Raw genomic sequence first — 19,016 nt, 5'->3', positions numbered from 1 at the left:
GAGTCAAATCTAATTAGGCAGCTACATACAGCTTTAATTTTTATAAAGTATGTCTTACAAAAAAGATAATAAAATTAAAAGTAATTTCACTTCGATTACGATCAGTTTGGCTTCTCCAGAAACTATTTTGGAGCGTTCAAGTGGCGAAGTTACAAAACCAGAGACGATTAACTATCGTACCTACAAGCCAGAGCGTGATGGTTTATTCTGTGAGCGTATCTTTGGTCCGGTAAAGGATTATGAATGTCACTGTGGTAAATACAAGCGTATCCGTTATAAAGGTATTGTATGTGACCGTTGTGGTGTAGAGGTTACGGAGAAGAAAGTACGTCGTGAGCGTATGGGACACATCAGCTTGGTGGTTCCTGTAGCGCACATCTGGTATTTCCGTTCCCTTCCAAATAAAATTGGTTATTTACTAGGTCTTCCAACCAAGAAATTGGATATGATCATCTACTACGAGCGTTACGTGGTTATCCAACCGGGTATCAAAGAAGAAGATGGCATTTCCTACATGGACTTCTTAACGGAAGAAGAGTATTTAGATATTTTAGATACCTTACCGAAAGAGAACCAATATCTAGATGATACCGATCCTCAGAAATTTGTAGCGAGAATGGGTGCTGAGGCATTGGAGGATTTGTTGAAACGCATCAATCTAGATCAATTGTCTTATGATTTACGTCACCAAGCAGCTAATGAAACTTCACAGCAACGTAAGAATGAGGCGTTAAAACGTCTTCACGTTGTGGAAGCTTTCCGTGGTGCTAATGGAAGAATCGAAAACCGTCCTGAATGGATGATTGTAAAGATTGTTCCAATTATTCCACCTGAATTGCGCCCATTGGTTCCTTTGGATGGTGGTCGTTTTGCGACTTCGGATTTGAACGATTTATACCGTCGTGTGATTATCCGTAACAACCGTCTAAAACGTTTGATCGAAATTAAAGCGCCTGAAGTAATCTTACGTAACGAAAAACGTATGCTTCAAGAGGCGGTAGACTCGTTGTTTGACAATTCACGTAAAGTGAACGCTGTAAAAACAGAAGGTAACCGTGCATTGAAGTCTTTATCTGATATTTTGAAAGGTAAACAAGGTCGTTTCCGTCAAAACTTATTAGGTAAACGTGTGGATTATTCGGCTCGTTCGGTAATTGTTGTAGGTCCTCACTTGAAATTACACGAGTGTGGTTTACCTAAAGATATGGCAGCGGAACTTTACAAACCGTTTATCATCCGTAAGATGATTGAAAGAGGGATTGTAAAAACAGTGAAGTCTGCAAAGAAAATCGTCGATCGTAAGGATCCGGTTGTATGGGATATTCTCGAAAATGTATTGAAAGGACACCCTGTATTATTAAATCGTGCACCTACGCTTCACCGTTTGGGTATTCAGGCTTTCCAACCTACATTAGTAGAGGGTAAAGCGATTCAATTACACCCATTGGTATGTACAGCATTCAACGCCGATTTTGACGGTGACCAGATGGCGGTTCACTTACCTTTAGGTAATGCGGCTATTTTGGAAGCGCAAATCTTAATGTTGGCTTCTCATAACATTCTTAACCCTGCAAACGGTTCTCCTGTAACGGTACCTTCTCAAGACATGGTATTGGGTCTTTATTATATTACTAAAGGGCGCAGATCTGTTGAGAGCCATAAAGTGAGAGGTGAAGATATGATTTTTTATTCTGCTGAAGAGGTTATTATTGCCTTGAATGAGAATAAGATTGATTTGCATGCCTTTATTAAGGTTAAGACTAGGGTTAAAAATAAAGACGGGCAGATCGTTGATACGTTGCTTGATACAACTGTAGGTCGTGTTATCTTTAATCAGGTTGTTCCGGAAGAGGTTGGCTTCATCAACGAGTTGTTGACGAAAAAATCTTTACGTAATGTTATTGGTGAGATTGTGAAAAATACGGGTATGGCTCGTGCTGCACAATTCTTGGATGACATGAAAGAGTTAGGATTCCAGACAGCCTTTAAAGGTGGTTTGTCATTCAACTTGCAAGATTTGAATATTCCAGCGGCGAAAGTTGATTTGATTGCACAAGCGACTGGTGAAGTTGAAGAGGTGATGAATAACTACAATATGGGTTTCATTACAAACAACGAAAGATACAATCAGATCATCGATATCTGGACACGTATCAACAATAAGTTGACTTCACACGTTATGGATATTCTTTCTAACGATAATCAAGGTTTCAACTCTGTATACATGATGTTGGATTCTGGAGCTCGTGGATCAAAAGAGCAAATTCGTCAGTTGTGTGGTATGCGTGGATTGATGGCGAAGCCACAGAAGTCTGGTACTTCGGGTGGTGAGATCATCGAGAACCCGATTTTATCGAACTTTAAAGAAGGCCTTTCCGTATTGGAGTACTTTATCTCTACTCACGGTGCGCGTAAGGGTCTTGCGGATACGGCTTTGAAAACGGCCGATGCGGGTTATTTGACTCGTCGTCTACATGACGTAGCGCAGGATATGATTGTTGTCGAACAAGATTGTGCTACGTTGAGAGGTCTTTACAAAACAGCACTTAAAGAAAACGATGATATTGTTGAGCCATTATATGACAGAATTTTAGGACGTACACCGCTTAATGACGTTTTACATCCTGAGACAGGTGAGTTGATTGCTGCTGCAAACGTTGATATTTCGGAAGAGATTGCTGAGGCAATAGAAGCGGCAGGAATTGAAGGTGTAGAGATTCGTTCTGTATTAACATGCGAGTCGAAACGTGGTGTTTGTGCTTGTTGTTACGGACGTAACTTGGCATCAGGTAAACGCGTTCAATTGGGTGAAGCTGTCGGTGTGATTGCTGCTCAGTCTGTTGGTGAGCCAGGTACACAGCTGACACTTCGTACGTTCCACGTAGGGGGTACTGCATCTAACATTGCTGCTGATTCAAGTATTGTTGCGAAATATGAAGGAAAAATCGAATTTGAAAATGTTCGTACTGTTGCTAAAGAAGGCGAAGATGGACCTTATCAAGTTGTGATTGGACGTTCAGGAGAAATTCGCATTGTCAATGATGAGAAGAAAGTTCTTTACAATCAAGTGATTCCTTATGGTGCGAACCTATATGTAAATGAAGGTGACAAAGTTGAAAAAGGAAAAACCTTAGTAGACTGGGATCCATATAATGCGGTAATTATCTCTGAATTTGGTGGTAAGATTGAATTCGAAGCAATCATTGAAGGAGTGACATTCCGTGACGAGTCGGATGAACAGACAGGACACAAAGAGAAGGTTATTATTGAAACGCGTGATAAAACAAAGAACCCTACAATTAAAATTGCTGATTTAGTGGGTGATACATTACGTTCTTATAACATTCCTGTGGGTGCTCACGTTTCTGTTCAGGACGGTCAAAAGATTAAAGAAGGAACAATCTTAGCGAAGATTCCTCGTGCTACTGGTAAGACCCGAGATATTACGGGAGGTCTTCCACGTGTAACGGAATTGTTTGAAGCGCGTAATCCTTCTAATCCAGCTGTTGTAACTGAAATCGATGGTATCGTGACATTGGGTGGTGTGAAACGTGGTAACCGTGAAATTTCTATTGAGTCTAGAGATGGACAAATTAAGAAATATTTGGTGCCGCTTTCGAAACATATCCTTGTACAAGATAATGACTTCGTGAAAGCGGGTATGCCATTATCAGATGGCTCTATTTCTCCATCGGATATCTTATCGATTAAAGGTCCTGCTGCTGTACAGGAATATATTGTAAATGGTATTCAAGAAGTTTACCGTTTGCAAGGTGTGAAAATCAACGATAAGCACTTCGAAACCATCGTTCACCAAATGATGCAGAAAGTGAATATCGAAGATCCAGGCGATACGCGTTTCTTGGAAAGAGAAGCGGTAAACAAATGGGATTTCATGCAAGAAAACGATTCCTTATTTGATAAGAAGGTTGTTGTCGATGCCGGAGATTCTAAAACGTTACGCCCTGGACAGATTGTCACTATGCGTAAACTTCGTGAGGAGAACTCGATCCTGAGACGCCAAGATTTGAAAACTGTAGATGTGCGTGATGCAATTTCTGCAACTTCTAGTCCATTACTGCAAGGTATTACCCGTGCATCATTAGGTACGAAGTCATTTATTTCTGCGGCATCCTTCCAGGAGACAACGAAGGTCCTTAACGAAGCAGCTATCGCTGGTAAACGTGATGATTTATTAGGATTGAAAGAAAACGTAATTGTTGGACACCTTATTCCTTCAGGTACAGGTCTACGAGAGTATGGAAATATTATCGTGGGATCTCGAGAAGAATACGATCAACTTTTAGCTTCTAAAGAAGAAGACTAGTTTTCCAAGTAAATAAAAAAAAGGGTAGTGATTATTTCACTACCCTTTTTTTATGAAATTAAAACCAGCTAATTTGTCCGTCTCCAAAGTCTCCTTTTATAAACAGCTTATGGAAGCCTGCTGCAGTAGCTGTATCGACAACAGCTTGTGCGCTCATATTATTGGTTAGGGCATGTATGAGTCCTGCCATGAAAGCGTCGCCACTCCCTATGCGATCGATAACCTGTAGTGTCTCTAATGTTTTGGAATGTACATTTTCTACTCGCGTATGAAAGGTGCCGTAAAATAAATTGTGGTTCGGACTGTCCATAAATCGAAACGTGTAAGCTACATGTTTACACTTTGGATATTTAGTTAGTATTTCATTAGCAGAAATTTGTGCTGCTGCGAGATACTCTTCTTTCGTTGTTTGCCTATCTAGACGTTCATCTACTGCTATGCCTAACATCGTGTTTGCAGCCCAGATATTTCCCATAATAACATCGCAATATGCAATGAGTTTTGGCATAATATCAATAGGTGCTTTGCCGTATTGCCATAGTCGACTTCGGTAATTCAGATCAACAGATATTTGTATATTTCGGCGTGCGGCTTCCCGAAGTATCAATTCCATCACATCTGCTAGTTCTTGGTTGAGTGCAGGCGTTAATGCTGTCCAGTGGAACCAAGTCACACCATCAAAAAGTTTATCAAAATCTATATCATTTGCTGTGAGTTGACTAAAACTTGAATATTTTCGATCGTAGATTACTTCGCCTTTAGATAAACCGTTTGCAGACATAAGGATGTATGAGCCTAGACGGTCACCGGTAATGATTGATTTTGAGGTATCTATTTTTAACTGTTGGAGTATGGTTAATATTTCGTCAGCTAAAGCATTGTTTGGAAATGCGCTACAGTAGGCTACTGAATTACCCATTTGTGCTAATGAAGCGGCGACATTTGCTTCCGATCCTCCCGGAAATATTTCTAAACGATTGTTTTTCTTGTCGAAAAAACTGTTACCTAAACTTTGTTGTCTTATCAGAATTTCCCCAAAGGATAATATATGGTTCATCAATGTATATTTTTTCTCTGTTAAATTAGCGTTATTTTTTGAATCTTTTTAGGTGTATTACGAAATCGTTATCGTTAATTATGAAGGCTTGAATATCAAAATACAATAAAAAAATAGGTATTATTGACCATTATAAGCTGAAGATTGATTTATGAATATTTTGGATAAATTCTCTTTAAAAGGAAAGGTCATCGTGGTTACCGGTGGTACGGGAATTTTAGGGAAAGCCTTTGTAAAAGCGCTAGCGCAAGCGGGAGCGAAGCTATGTATTATTGGACGGAATAAAGAAAAAGCCGATGAGCGGGTTAAACTTGTAGAAACCCTATCCGGTGAAGCATTTGCTGTGGTAGCAGATGTTATGGACGAAACGTCTATGCGTGATGCCCGTGATCTTATCCTAGAGAAGTGGGGGACAATTGATGGATTGGTAAATGCAGCAGGAGGTAATATTCCTGGGGCAACGATTGGACCTGATGAAAATATCTTTGATAATAAAATTGGCGATACCATAAAAGCTATCGAACTGAATTTATATGGCACCATGATTCCAACACTTATTTTTGGAGAGGTGATGGCTAATAATGGTGTGGGATCTATAATCAACATTTCTTCTCTGGCCGCGAGTCGTCCTATAACCCGCGTTTTGGGGTATACCGTTGCGAAGCATGGAATTGATGGATTCACGAAGTGGATGGCTACAGAACTGGCTTTACGATATTCGAATAAGATTCGTGTAAACGCTATTGCTCCCGGTGTGTTTTTAACCGAGCAGAATCGTACGTTATTAACCAATCCTGATGGGACGTATACTGATCGTGCACAAAAGTTTGTACAAGGAACTCCATTTTTACGTTTGGGCGATCCATCGGAGCTAGAAGGTACGTTAGTGTATCTGTTGAGTGAAGCTTCGGCTTTTGTATCCGGGGAGACGATTTTTGTAGATGGAGGCTTTAATAGTTGGTCTGGTGTTTAATATTTAGATGAATGAAAAGTAGATTTTTAGAACAAGCATGGCGTTGGTATGGTCCTAATGACCCAGTCTCTCTTCAAGATGTAAAGCAAGCTGGTGCTACAGGTATTGTATCTGCTCTGCACCATATTCCTCACGGCGAGATTTGGCCGAAAGAAGATATTTTAGAACGTAAGCGCATCATAGAAGACGCTGGTTTGGTTTGGTCCGTGGTAGAGAGTGTAACTGTGCACGAGGCCATTAAAACTCGATCTGATGAGGTCGAACATTTTTTGGAAAATTACAGACAGACATTAGTTAATTTGGCGGAGTGTGGCATTACGACTGTTTGTTACAATTTCATGCCTGTCTTAGATTGGACCCGTACGCAGCTTGATTTGGTCATGAAAGATGGGTCGAAAGCACTTTATTTTGATTGGATTGATCTTGCTATTTTTGATATTTTTATATTAGAACGTCCTGATGCGCGTCTATCGTATCCTTCAACGATCGTAAAGGAAGCGGAGGAGAAGTATGAAGCGTTTGACGATGATGCTAGAAAGCATTTGCAAAGCAATGTTTTGATGGGAATCCCTGGTGAGAAAGATCCATCATTGGAAGACCTCAGACGAAGCATACAAATTTACGAGAAAATAGGATTTGAAGGCCTTCGCGAAAATCTCGTGTATTTCCTCTCGTCTATAGCCGAGGTTTGTGATCAATATGGGGTCAAGATGACCATTCATCCGGATGATCCTCCTTATCCAATTTTAGGTCTGCCGAGAATTGCAAGTAATATAGCCGATTTTAAATACATTATTGAGAAAGTAGATCGGCCATTTAATGGTGTTTGTTTTTGTACTGGATCATTAGGCGCTGGACCTAAGAATGATTTGGTAGCCATGTTTAATGCGGTTCAACATCGTGTCAATTTTGTCCATCTTAGAAACGTAAAACGGGACGAAGTTGGTAGTTTCTATGAAGCGGACCATTTGGATGGAGATGTCGATATGTATGCCATTATGAAAGAGTTGGTTCTAGAGAATCAAAAACGTGAATTGCCTATTCCATTTCGTCCAGACCATGGACATCAAATGCTTGATGACTTGTCTAAAGTAACAAATCCCGGTTATTCTGCTATTGGACGATTGCGTGGTTTAGCGGAGTTACGCGGACTTGAATTAGGCGTCGTTAGAAATTTGGATTAACCAAGTGTTGATCGTCGAAGCTGAATAGATGTGGGTAATTTAATGTCTTCCCATTCTATTTGGCTTCGATGGCTTTTGTTGATTACTTCCACTAATTTTTTAATCGATATTTCTCCGATATCTTTGGTAGGTTGTCGAATTGTGCTCAAAGACGGATTGAGTGATAATGCTAAGTCCGTATTTGCAAATCCAATGACGGCTAAGGTGTCGGGAACTTTAACGTTCAACTTCGCTAGAACACCAAGTAAATGGGTTGTTATGGTGTCTGCGACACCAATTATGGCATCTGGAGGATGAGGAAGATTTAATAGTGTTCGAATGTGTTGTTCCATCTCCAAATGAAGTTCTTCTACACTTTTTACATTACAGTATACAACATATTCTGGTGTTAGTGGAACTTCGAGTTCTGTATGGGCCTCATAATAACCTGATAGCCTTTTGGCCGTTATCCCCTGATTTGTTCCACAAAAAATAGCTATTCTCCTGCGTCCCGTTTCAAAAAGATGTTTACAGGCATTATAGGTACCTGCAGCGTTCAAAACACCAACCTTATGCGTTTCCAAAGCATAGTTTGTGCGGTCAAATATAACAATAGGAGTGGTTTTCATAATTCGCGTGGCCAACTCCAGATTAGATTGTTCATGTATAGGACAGAAAAGTAGACCGTCGACGGCTTTGTCAAGCATGGATTGTAATGCTTGTCTTTCTTGCTCTTCGTTCTCCATTGTGTTCATAATCACAATCCGGTAATGCAGTTCACTTGCCGTTTGTTGCATTCCCTCCAGTATTTGAGATTCGAAGGGACTAGTCATCTTTGGCAATACAACGCCTATGGTTTGGGTTTTTCCTGTTTTTAGGAACTGCGCGAGTACATTGGGTTGATAATTATACTTTTCGGCAAATTCCTTTACTTTTTTTTTCGTTGATGCACTGATCTCATAACTGTCGTTCAAAGCTTTAGACACAGTAGATACAGACATATTCAATGCTTGTGCGAGACTTTTCAGTGTAGTTTTTCCCATAATTATGGATTATCTAAGATCAACGATTTCGAACTGTGGATAATTTGACTTGTTAAATGTGAAGTTGGTTGCGGAAATCTTGTGATTTACATATAGAGATTGGATAGTATAGGTATACCGGCCTCCTGACTTATCAAAAATAAGAACATCGTGTATATGTTTATTCTTATTGATGCGGATTTTTATTTTAAAGTAGTTTGTGCGTGTGTCGATAGGACTTAGTTCGACCACTTTTAACATTTCAGAACCCACCTTTTCATCTTCTGTAGTTAGGTATTTATAGCCTTTTTTATAAAAGGTAAACAGGTTGTTTGGACCAATAGTTTCTACATTATTTTCGGCATCAGAGACTTGTATTTCTTTATCCTCCTTTAAGATCGACCAGGTGGTTTTTCCGTCACTGATGAGTTCTTGTACACGCAAAATAATACGATATTGATTTTTTTGCTTATTCAGGAAGATTGTTCCGCTATCTGCATAATCGCCAGTTTCTCCTTGCTTGGCAGAAAAGGTAAAAGAAGCTTGTATAGTATTATAAGCATCGTATTTTTTCGAAACTTCATCAAGTAATTTTTTTGCAGCGGGATCTGTTTGCGCAAAACTTACGGCAAAGTTTCCGAACAATAATAGCATGACGATTGTTAATGTTGCTTTCATCTGAATAGATTTATTTATTCATTGTTATGTGGGTTGATAATACGCTGCCCAACTCCTTTTAATATATTGGCGGACGTTATGTTAATCTTTGTTCCGCAATGTTTCTAAATACTGTTCCAAAGAATATTCGTCTGGGTAAAGTACTTCTCGAGCTTTACTACCTTCAAATGGCCCTACAATTCCAGCGGCTTCTAGTTGATCTATAATTCGTCCGGCTCTATTGTAGCCAAGTTTTAACTTTCGTTGGATTAATGAAGTTGAACCTTGCTGATGCATAACAATAAGTCTCGCCGCATCCTCAAAAAGCTGATCCCTATCTTCGAGGTCAAACTCAATTCCTCCACTTCCTTCGCCATTTTCATCAACGTACTCCGGCAATAAAAATGCTGAAGGATATCCTCGTTGGCTGCCGATGAATTCTGAAATTCGATCTACTTCAGGCGTGTCGACAAATGCACACTGTATACGCGTTAGGTCACTTCCCGTTGCTAAGAGCATATCGCCTCGGCCGATTAATTGATCTGCACCGCCCGTATCTAAAATCGTTCGTGAGTCGACTTTTGATAAAACACGGAATGCTAGTCTAGCCGGGAAATTCGCTTTGATTGTACCTGTGATAATATTGACCGATGGGCGTTGCGTCGCGATAACAAGGTGTATACCCACAGCACGAGCTAACTGCGCTAATCGTGCAATCGGTGTTTCTACTTCTTTTCCTGCGGTCATCATTAAATCAGCAAATTCGTCTACTACTAATACAATGAAAGGTAAGAATCGATGACCCTCTTCAGGGTTTAATCTGCGATTGACAAATTTTGCATTATATTCTTTTAAATTCCGTACCTGTCCATTTTTTAGTAAATCATAGCGCTGATCCATTTCAATACACAGGGAATTCAACGTATTGATTACCTTTTTTGTGTCGGTTATAATAGCTTCTTCCTCGTTTGGCAATTTTGCTAAGAAATGTCTTTCTATCGTTTTGAATAGAGATAGTTCCACTTTCTTAGGGTCTACCATAACGAATTTAAGTTCTGCAGGATGTTTCTTGTACAGCAGAGAGGTGAGGATTGCGTTAATTCCCACGGATTTACCTTGACCTGTGGCACCGGCAACAAGAAGGTGCGGCATTTTGGATAGATCCGCGATGTAGACTTCATTAGATATTGTTTTTCCCAAAGCAATGGGTAAATCCATATCTGTTTTTTGGAATTTTTCGGTAGCCAATACAGAACGCATAGATACCATCTCTGGAGAGCTGTTGGGAACTTCTATTCCAATGGTGCCCTTTCCTGGCATCGGTGCTATGATACGAATTCCTAGTGCCGCCAAACTAAGCGCGATATCATCTTCTAGATTTTTTATTTTCGATATCCTAACTCCTGGTTTTGGAATGATTTCATATAACGTTACTGTGGGGCCTATAGTTGCCTTGATGTGTTCTATCTCAATGTTATAGTTGCGTAAGGTTTCAACAATACGGTTCTTATTTGCTTCAAGCTCCTGTTGATTTATGGTTATTTTACCTGTGCCGTAATCTTTTAGGAGATCGAGTGTGGGATATTGATAGCCAGATAGATCTAGTTTGGGGTCGTATTCGCCAAATTGCGCGACGAGATCATCTGCAGTTATTGCTTTTTCTTCGATAACCTTCGATACACTTAATTCCAGTTCTTTGGGTTCCTCTATTTGTGAGGGAATGGATGTTGGACTTTCTACAGATAAGGTGATTTCATGAGAAGAAGTTGATAAAGGGATGTTGAAATCCGTGTCTTGCTCTTCATCATCCAGTTCTAAAGCTATAGCATCATCTGAAGGAACAAGGTCTTCAATTCGTTTGTTTTCAACAATAGGGGATTTATGGACGGGGATCGCTTCGAAATCTTCTTGTTCTTCTCTGTTTGCATGGGAGGGAACATTGGGGCGATTCAAATTGGAAGAGTTGGTTGTTTTAATAAAATGATCATAATTATCTTCCTCTTCTTCTAGATCTTCCTCAGGTTGTTCTTTTGATACAGACTTGGAAGTCCAGCTCCATTTTAAATCAAGGTTATATACAATAATCAGCACAGTGAGGTAGGCAAATACGAGAAGTGCTGCTGTTCCTGTAGAGCCAATTTGTGCTTTCAAAAGTTGATTCGTCCAGTAGCCGAATTTTCCTTCTAAAATATGCGGGGAGTCGGTTAAAAAATCCTGGAGAAAGCCCAAGGTAATTGAAAGAAATACAATCCCCAATAACGCATATGTGATGGTTTTCCATACGGGGAGTAGCGATTTTTTATAGAGAAATTTGTAACCAATAATAAAGGCCATAAGGGAAAATAAAAACGAAGCTATCCCAAACCACTCGTAAATAAATTGATTCGCGAGTAATGCGCCTAGTTTGCCTAGTTTGTTCTCTACAACGGGTAAATCTACGGTTTCGTCTGCTATTTCATGTGCGCTTTTGAATAGCGTTGACCATCCTCCATTCGTTTGCGCGATGTAACTTTGATCTTGTTTCCATGTGAATAGGTAGGAAACAAAGGATACCGCTAGTATAAAAGATACAAAAAGTAAAAAAATACCCAGTATCTTCAATGCTTTACGTTGACCTTCAGAAAAGTTGATGTTTTCGAAAGATCTAAAGTGTTCTTTTTTCTTGTAGGTTGCGCTTCCACGTGCACTCGTTCCTCTTTTTGGATTCCCTGCGGATGTGGAATGTTTGAATGTATTTCCTTTATTTGACATGAAAAATCGATAATCCTCCTAACTACAAACTTAAACAAAAAGGATGATTATCTTGTTAGAATTTGAGGTTTTACCATTTTACATATGGGATTTATCATCTACTCAACAAAATAAAAACAGACTTTATTTTTGATATAAAGTCTGTTTTTTTATTATCTGCTTAGATTTAAGGTGATAGGGAGTGTGTAAGCGACCCTTACTGCCCGTCCTCTTTGGACACCAGGTCTCCATTTTTTTTGCGCCATTTTCAATGCTCGAATGGCAGCATCTCCTGTTCCAAAACCGAGATCGTTACGTATTTTGAAATCACTCATGCTACCATCTTTATTGACGATGAATTCTATTTGGATTGTTCCTGATACACCTGCTCTGATAGCCCTATTTGGATATTGGTAATTGTTAGCGACAAACATGCGTAAAGCGTTATATCCTCCCGGATATTCGGGCATAATTTCATAATTGTCTTCATCATATGTTGTTTCTGCTCCTGTAGAATCTTTTGTGATTCCCCGTATCAGTTTTCCTTCTTCCCATTCTTCTTCATAAGAATAGGTCTTAAAAGAACCTTTCCATTCTCCATTTTTTTGATTGTTGAGAATTGGTCCCTGCTCTGTAAGACGATTTTTATTCAGTAAATCTGTGATTACTAAAATGCCGTTTCCATTTTTAGCGAGTATGTTACCTAGGCTGTCTTGGACGAGTAAGTATTCGATAGAATTATTGTTTTCTTCATTTTTGCTTGAACTAGGTTTGTTGCCTTCTTGTGTGAGAGAGACAGCTTTACTTTTATGCAGTCTCTTCATAAACAAAATACCATTTTCGTAATAGGTGTAAGAAGAGTCTATCAAGGTATGGTTATCACTGAAATATTCTTTCTCAAATAGTTGTCCATTTGGGTAATAGCTTAGAGCTTCACCTACTTTACTGTGTGTAGTTCTTTCGTTTTTGAGCGTCGCAATTGTCTTTTGCGTATCTCCTTTCGTGTAATACTCTAAGTATTTGAATAAATTTGGCGATTTGTCGTCTGTTGCAATAATGCGATAGAAAAAAGACTCTTCTTTGTCGGTGATTTCTTTTCCATCTTTATCATAATAACTTACGCGTAAGTACTGAGCAGATGTCGTCGAGAAGAATAGAAGGAAGGAAAATGTGAAAAAAATGTAAGCTTTCATATACTTATGTTCGTGAAGTGGGTGAAATATTCCCACCTCACGAAGATAAGTTCTATTTAAAGATAATCAAAAAATAATTCTTCTTTCCACGTTGAATTACAATGTAATTTTCGTTGATTAAATTTGTGTTGTTAATGATCAATTCGATGTCGCTAATTTTCTCTTTATTGATTGCGACACCGCCACCCTGCAACATTTTACGTGCTTCACCTTTCGAAGGGAATACTTGGGTTTGCACAGCAAGGAGGTCTAATATATTGATGCCCGCCATTAAGTCCGTTTTACTGACCTCAAATTGCGGTACACCATCAAAAACTTCAAGAACGGCATCGTGCTCTAAATCGGCTAGGAATTCTAAGGAACCATTTCCGAATAAAAATTCAGATGTTTTTAACGCTGTTTCGTAGTCTTTTTCCGAATGGGTTCTGATGGTGATATCTTTTGCTAATGCTTTTTGTATCGCTCTGCTGTGAGGCGCTGCATCATGCTCGGCAATAATTGCATCAATCTCTTCTTTCGGCTTCAGTGTAAAGATCTTTATCCAATTCTTAGCATCATCATCGGATGTATTCAGCCAAAACTGGTAGTATTTGTAAGGACTTGTTTTCTTTGGATCCAACCAAACAGCGCCTGACTCTGTTTTTCCAAACTTTTGTCCGTCTGCTTTTTTAATCAATTGTGTTGTAATCGCATAAGCTGTGCCCTGATCTTGTCTGCGGATCATTTCACTGCCTGTAACGATATTTCCCCACTGATCGGATCCGCCCATTTGGACTTTACAGTTATGGTTTTTCCAAAGATAGTAGAAATCATAGCCTTGTATAAGTTGGTAAGAAAATTCGGTAAATGATAATCCATTTTCTCCCTCTAGGCGTTTTTTTACAGAATCCTTCGCCATCATGTAGTTAACGGTAATAAGTTTACCTACATCACGAATGAAATCCAAAAAATTAAAATCTTTAAACCAATCGTAATTGTTAACCATTTTTGCCTCATTCTCTCCTTCTCCGAAATGCAAGAATTTGGCAAGTTGATTTTTTAGACAATTAACATTATGTTGTAAGGTAGCTTCGTCTAGGAGGTTTCTTTCGGCCGATTTAAAGGAAGGGTCTCCAATCATTCCCGTTGCTCCACCCACTAATGCAACAGGCTTATGTCCTGCATTTTGGAAATGGATTAAGGTCATGATTTGTGTGAGATGTCCAACATGTAAGGAGTCTCCCGTAGGATCAAAACCTATATACCCCGAAACTTTTTCCGAGTTTAATAATTCTTCGGTTCCAGGCATAATATCCTGTAGCATACCTCTCCAACGTAGTTCTTCTACAAAGCTCATCTTTTTAAGGTTAAGATTTTTTATTTAAGATTGCAAAGATAAGAGATTAAGCTGTATCTTACGATAATAAATGCGAAGTTTGACTTGTGAATTTTCTGTCCCATTATTATTTTGAACGCTACAGTCTGCATTCTGAGACTGTTTTAGGTGCACTTTTGCCTGATTTACTTAAGAATGTCGACAAGCAATATAATTTCCATCCTCAACGATTTGAAGAGTTGATGTTTGCATTGCCTCAGACAATGCATATCTCAGAGGGCTGGTATAGGCATTTGGAAGTCGATAAGCTTTTTCATAGTTCACCATTTTTTTTGGATCACTGCCATGTGTTGCGCAAACAGCTGGATCCCATTGTTCATCATTTACCTATTAGAGCATCTTTCTTGGCACATATTGCGGTAGAATTGTTGCTTGATCATATTCTTTTGGATCAACAGTTGGTGAATCCGGCGAGGTTATATGAGCATTTAGCCCAAGTTCCTGATCGTGTTTTAGAGAAATATTTACGCATATTGGGAGAAGTAGACATCGAACGCTTCATAACATTTTACCGACGATTTATAGAGGTGAAATATATTTTTGATTACAGCGATATATCTAATTTGTCACGTGCTCTTTTTAATATTTGTAAACGTATTTGGGATTTTGAATACAGTTCTGATGATTGTGTGAAGCTAACTGCATGTTTAAGGCGTTATAAAGCGTCTGATTTGAAGAATTATCTTGATATATTTCATTATATTCAAGGGAATTTAGTATAAAGTAGCGTATTTTTTATCATTTTTGTTGTCGTTGTTGTCAAATTATTAACATGTTTATATGATAAGCAAACTTTTACGAAAGAAAAACGTCGACCAAATCATTCGTGACTCTCAAGAAGGAACAGGATTGGCAAAGGTTTTAGGGGTGAGGGATCTTGTTTCACTCGGAATCGCAGCAATCGTTGGAGCCGGTATCTTTAGTACGATTGGCTTAGCGAGTTATGAAGGTGGTCCTGCTATTTCTTTGTTATTTATCTTTACTGCTTTTGCATGTGTTTTTACTGCCCTAGCATATGCACAATTTGCCAGTACGGTTCCTGTCTCAGGAAGTGCTTATACTTATGCATATGTGGCCTTTGGGGAGCTTTTTGCGTGGATAATCGGTTGGGCCTTAGTGTTGGAATATGCCGTTTCGAATACTGTTGTGGCCATATCTTGGTCGCAATATTTTGTGTCGATGCTGGAAGGGTTTGGCGTTTTCCTTCCAAAATGGTTAACGATGGCTCCTGGATACGCTATCGATGCACATGCAAAATTTCTTTCCGATGGCATAGCCAGTTTATCGTTGGCTGATAAGGCTGGTCTTGAAGCTTATATGTCGGCTCCTCGTATTGCTGACATACCTATTATTTTTGATTTTCCAGCTGGAATTGTAACTGTGCTTGTTACTTGGTTGGTGTATATCGGTATAAAAGAATCCCAGCGGGCAAGTACGATTATGGTAATGATTAAGGTAGGAATTATCCTATTGGTGGTCTTCGGGGGAATTTTCTACATCAAACCTGAGAACTGGACACCTTTCGCTCCCAACGGGGTCAAAGGTGTTTTAGGATCTGTAGCAGCGGTCTTTTTTGCATTTATAGGCTTCGATTCGATCTCGACAACAGCAGAAGAATGTAAAAATCCACAACGAGATTTGCCTAAGGCAATGATTCTTTGTCTTATTATCTGTACTGTATTATACGTAGCTATTACATTGGTGCTTACAGGAATGGTGAATTACACGGAATTAAATGTGAAAGATCCTTTGGCATTTGTTTTCAAATATGTTGGACTGGATTTTATGGCAGGTGTTGTTTCTATAACTTCGGTAATCGCAATTACGAGTGCCCTATTGGTTTATCAGCTTGCACAACCTAGAATTTGGATGACAATGAGCCGTGATGGTTTGTTATCCAAGCGATTTGCAAAAGTACATCCGAAGTATAAGACGCCATCTTATGCGACTATTGTTACAGGTATTGTTGTAGCGATTCCTTCGCTGTTTTTCAAAATGGATTTCTTTGTGGATCTCACGAGTGTAGGTACTTTTTTCGCTTTTATTCTCGTTTGTGCTGGGGTTTTGTATATGGATTATTCTGGTATTTCCGCTAAATCAAAATTTCGGGTACCTTACGTTAATGGTAAATATCTGGTAGGTTTAGGCTTTATTGCTGGGTGGTTGTTTGTTTATATCTATGGTCAGGGTATCGTGCAGGAATGGCTTTCCATGTCTTTTGTCGAGATTATAGAACATAAATCACTGGTTTTGTTGTTTTGGATTGTTTGGCTGGTTCTAGCGGTTATGGCCTATAAATATCGTTTTTCCTTATTGCCCGTGGTTGGAATACTGATAAATCTTTATTTAATGAGTGAACTTGGCGCAAGCAACTGGTTTATATTCATCATTTGGTTGGTTATAGGGTGGGTGTTGTATTTCGCCTATGGTTTTAAACATTCGAAGTTAAATAAACAATAAAAGGGGATAATTTATCCCCTTTTATTGTTTATAGATGTCTTACCCCAATGAAAATCTATTGGAGTGTTTTCTGTTAATGCAGCCTTTTTAATTTAACCTCTTTTGTGTTTGGGATATTTAAGGGCACACGTTCTAAGGTGACGAAACTACTGTCAAGCCCAAAGCCTTTTTCTTCGGATAAGCTAAAGCGTTTTAAAATTTTATATATTTCTAAGATTATCTTTTCGTGCCATTTAAGATCATGTGTTTTGGAAATCATCTTTTCAAGTACTACAAAATTGAAATCGCCTGCTATTTTATGTTTCTTTAACGTCTCGTAGTTGCTGGTGATATCAATTTCTCCTTTTTCAACCATGTCTTCTACTACTTTCCTAAACAATAAGCTAATGCGTTGTTCTTCTCTGAATCCCAATTTAAAATCAATGCGGATTAATTTCTTGGGAATTAGTTGTTCAACGACAAACTCCTGTGTGTGGGGGTTATCCATTACATCTACGTGTACCAACCAATAAACATCTGCGCGTTTAGGCTTTTTGTTGATGATGGAATAGATAATCTTAGATTCTATCTCATGCTTATTATTTGCGCTAGTAAGGTATACCAAATGGGATGCGAAAAGTGGTACAGATTTGTCTTCACTAAGTTCCGATATAATAGGGAAGTAGTCTCGGATATCATTAAATCGTACAAAGCTATTCTTTATTTTACGAGCACCATACCAAGAAAACATGGCGATGAATAGCGTTGTCGCCAAGAGTAGGGTGAGCCAACCGCCATGCGTAAGCTTTACCAAATTTCCTGCTAAAAAAGAAAACTCTATTGTGAAATAGAAAACTGCGAATACCACAATCCAGATTTTAGGAATATGTACACGAGCTAAGAAAACGCACATCAAAACGGTTGTCATGATAAACGTTAAATTGATGGCTAGACCGTAGGCAGCCTCCATGTTCGAAGATTCCTTGAATACGGCGATGATGAGCATACAGCCGATGTAAAGAATCAGGTTAATGGAAGGTACATAAAGCTGTCCTTTTTGGTCGCTGGGGTACCGTATAGATACCTTAGGCCAGATGTTTAATCGTACAGCCTCAGAAATTAGCGTGAATGAACCCGATATCATGGCTTGACTGGCAATTACTGCTGCCATCGTTGCGATGGCAATTCCGTACACAACGAATCCCTCTGGCATGATTGCGTAGAAGGGATTTTTTTCGCCCATTTGGGTTCCCGCGTGTTGCAGAAGCCAAGCGCCTTGTCCAAAATAGTTAAGGACAAGTGTTAATTTTACGAAAATCCAACTTACCCTTATGTTCGACTTTCCACAGTGTCCCATGTCTGAATAGAGAGCTTCTGCACCCGTTGTACATAAGAAAATCGCTCCAACGAGAAACAGCGCATTTGGATGATTTATGATGGTTGAAATCGCATAATAGGGGTTAATTGCATAGAACACTTCTGGCGCATGTTTGATATACAACGCGCCAAGTACACCGATCGTGGAAAACCATATGAACATCATTGGTCCAAAGATTCGACCGACTATAGAAGTGCCGAAGCGTTGGATTAGAAAAAGTAAGCTGATGATGATGACAACAATGGGCACTGTTGGCACTTGTGGATGTCTTATCGCAAGACCTTCAATAGCCGAGGATATTGTAATTGCCGGCGTAATCATACCATCGGCTAACAACGTGCTTGCGCCGATTATCGCAGGTATAATCAACCATTTCGCTTTTTTTCTCACGAGAGAATATAGGGAAAGAATTCCTCCCTCACCTTTGTTGTCTGCGTTTAACGTAATCCAAACGTATTTTATTGTAGTTTGTAGAGTCAATGTCCAAAATACGCAAGATAGACTACCTAGAATGAGACTCTCTTCTATGATTCCCTTGTTAAAAATAGCTTTAATAACATACAGAGGGGACGTTCCTATATCCCCGAATATGATACCAAGACTAACGAGTAGACCCGCAAAGCTGAGTCTGTGTGCATCGTGATGCTTATGGGTTTTCATTCTTATTAATTTATCCTGCAAAATTACAGTAAATTATGTGCC

At 39.2% G+C, this 19,016-nt stretch carries 12 protein-coding genes; 5 read left to right on the top strand and 7 right to left on the bottom strand.

All coding sequences use genetic code 11. The features are described from left to right. The first annotated feature begins 49 nt into the window (after window positions 1-49). Window positions 50-4,327, top strand: coding sequence for a DNA-directed RNA polymerase subunit beta' (rpoC, locus tag ACSZOX_RS19705; RefSeq protein ID WP_437921906.1), 4,278 nt, complete (start codon window positions 50-52; stop codon window positions 4,325-4,327). A gap of 58 nt (window positions 4,328-4,385) precedes the next feature. Here the strand turns inward: rpoC and ACSZOX_RS19700 are convergent, their stop codons facing one another. Next, complete coding sequence (locus ACSZOX_RS19700; RefSeq protein ID WP_437921905.1) at window positions 4,386-5,384, bottom strand: PfkB family carbohydrate kinase; 999 nt, start codon at window positions 5,382-5,384, stop codon at window positions 4,386-4,388. 151 nt (window positions 5,385-5,535) lie between these two features. Between ACSZOX_RS19700 and ACSZOX_RS19695 the strand changes: the two genes are divergently transcribed. Both ACSZOX_RS19695 and uxuA read left to right on the top strand, forming a co-directional pair. Beyond that, complete coding sequence (locus tag ACSZOX_RS19695) at window positions 5,536-6,357, top strand: SDR family oxidoreductase (RefSeq protein WP_437921904.1); 822 nt, start codon at window positions 5,536-5,538, stop codon at window positions 6,355-6,357. Between the two features lie 11 nt (window positions 6,358-6,368). Beyond that, window positions 6,369-7,541, top strand: coding sequence for a mannonate dehydratase (gene uxuA, locus ACSZOX_RS19690; protein WP_437921903.1), 1,173 nt, complete (start codon window positions 6,369-6,371; stop codon window positions 7,539-7,541). Here the strand turns inward: uxuA and ACSZOX_RS19685 are convergent. From ACSZOX_RS19685 to tyrS, 5 genes are all read right to left on the bottom strand, one after another. Further along, a complete protein-coding gene (locus tag ACSZOX_RS19685; RefSeq protein WP_437921902.1) occupies window positions 7,538-8,563 on the bottom strand; it encodes a LacI family DNA-binding transcriptional regulator in 1,026 nt (341 codons plus the stop codon). The two genes, uxuA and ACSZOX_RS19685, sit on opposite strands and share 4 nt — an antisense overlap. A gap of 9 nt (window positions 8,564-8,572) precedes the next feature. After that, window positions 8,573-9,220 carry a LolA family protein gene (locus ACSZOX_RS19680; protein WP_437921901.1) on the bottom strand — a complete coding sequence of 216 codons (648 nt, stop codon included), beginning with the start codon at window positions 9,218-9,220 and terminating at the stop codon, window positions 8,573-8,575. A gap of 81 nt (window positions 9,221-9,301) precedes the next feature. Continuing rightward, window positions 9,302-11,950, bottom strand: coding sequence for a DNA translocase FtsK 4TM domain-containing protein (locus tag ACSZOX_RS19675; RefSeq protein ID WP_437921900.1), 2,649 nt, complete (start codon window positions 11,948-11,950; stop codon window positions 9,302-9,304). A 152-nt stretch (window positions 11,951-12,102) separates the two neighbouring features. Next, entirely contained in the window at window positions 12,103-13,122 is a 1,020-nt protein-coding gene (locus ACSZOX_RS19670; RefSeq protein ID WP_437921899.1) for a TonB family protein, read from the bottom strand. A gap of 52 nt (window positions 13,123-13,174) precedes the next feature. Continuing rightward, window positions 13,175-14,458 (bottom strand): tyrosine--tRNA ligase, encoded by a 1,284-nt coding sequence (tyrS, locus tag ACSZOX_RS19665; protein ID WP_437921898.1) that lies wholly within the window; start codon window positions 14,456-14,458, stop codon window positions 13,175-13,177. Window positions 14,459-14,544: 86 nt separating this feature from the next. Between tyrS and ACSZOX_RS19660 the strand changes: the two genes are divergently transcribed. Further along, window positions 14,545-15,219, top strand: a complete 675-nt coding sequence (locus ACSZOX_RS19660; RefSeq protein ID WP_437921897.1) for an ACP phosphodiesterase — start codon at window positions 14,545-14,547, stop codon at window positions 15,217-15,219. Between the two features lie 58 nt (window positions 15,220-15,277). Further along, a complete protein-coding gene (locus ACSZOX_RS19655; RefSeq protein WP_437921896.1) occupies window positions 15,278-16,957 on the top strand; it encodes an amino acid permease in 1,680 nt (559 codons plus the stop codon). Between the two features lie 73 nt (window positions 16,958-17,030). Here the strand turns inward: ACSZOX_RS19655 and ACSZOX_RS19650 are convergent, their stop codons facing one another. After that, complete coding sequence (locus tag ACSZOX_RS19650) at window positions 17,031-18,974, bottom strand: KUP/HAK/KT family potassium transporter (protein ID WP_437921895.1); 1,944 nt, start codon at window positions 18,972-18,974, stop codon at window positions 17,031-17,033. Window positions 18,975-19,016 lie beyond the last annotated feature (42 nt).

The organism is Sphingobacterium sp. LRF_L2 (assembly GCF_965644235.1).
Classification (GTDB): Bacteria; Bacteroidota; Bacteroidia; order Sphingobacteriales; family Sphingobacteriaceae; genus Sphingobacterium.
The sequence above is the reverse complement of the archived record's forward strand: the minus strand, read 5'-3'. Positions and strand labels throughout refer to the sequence as shown.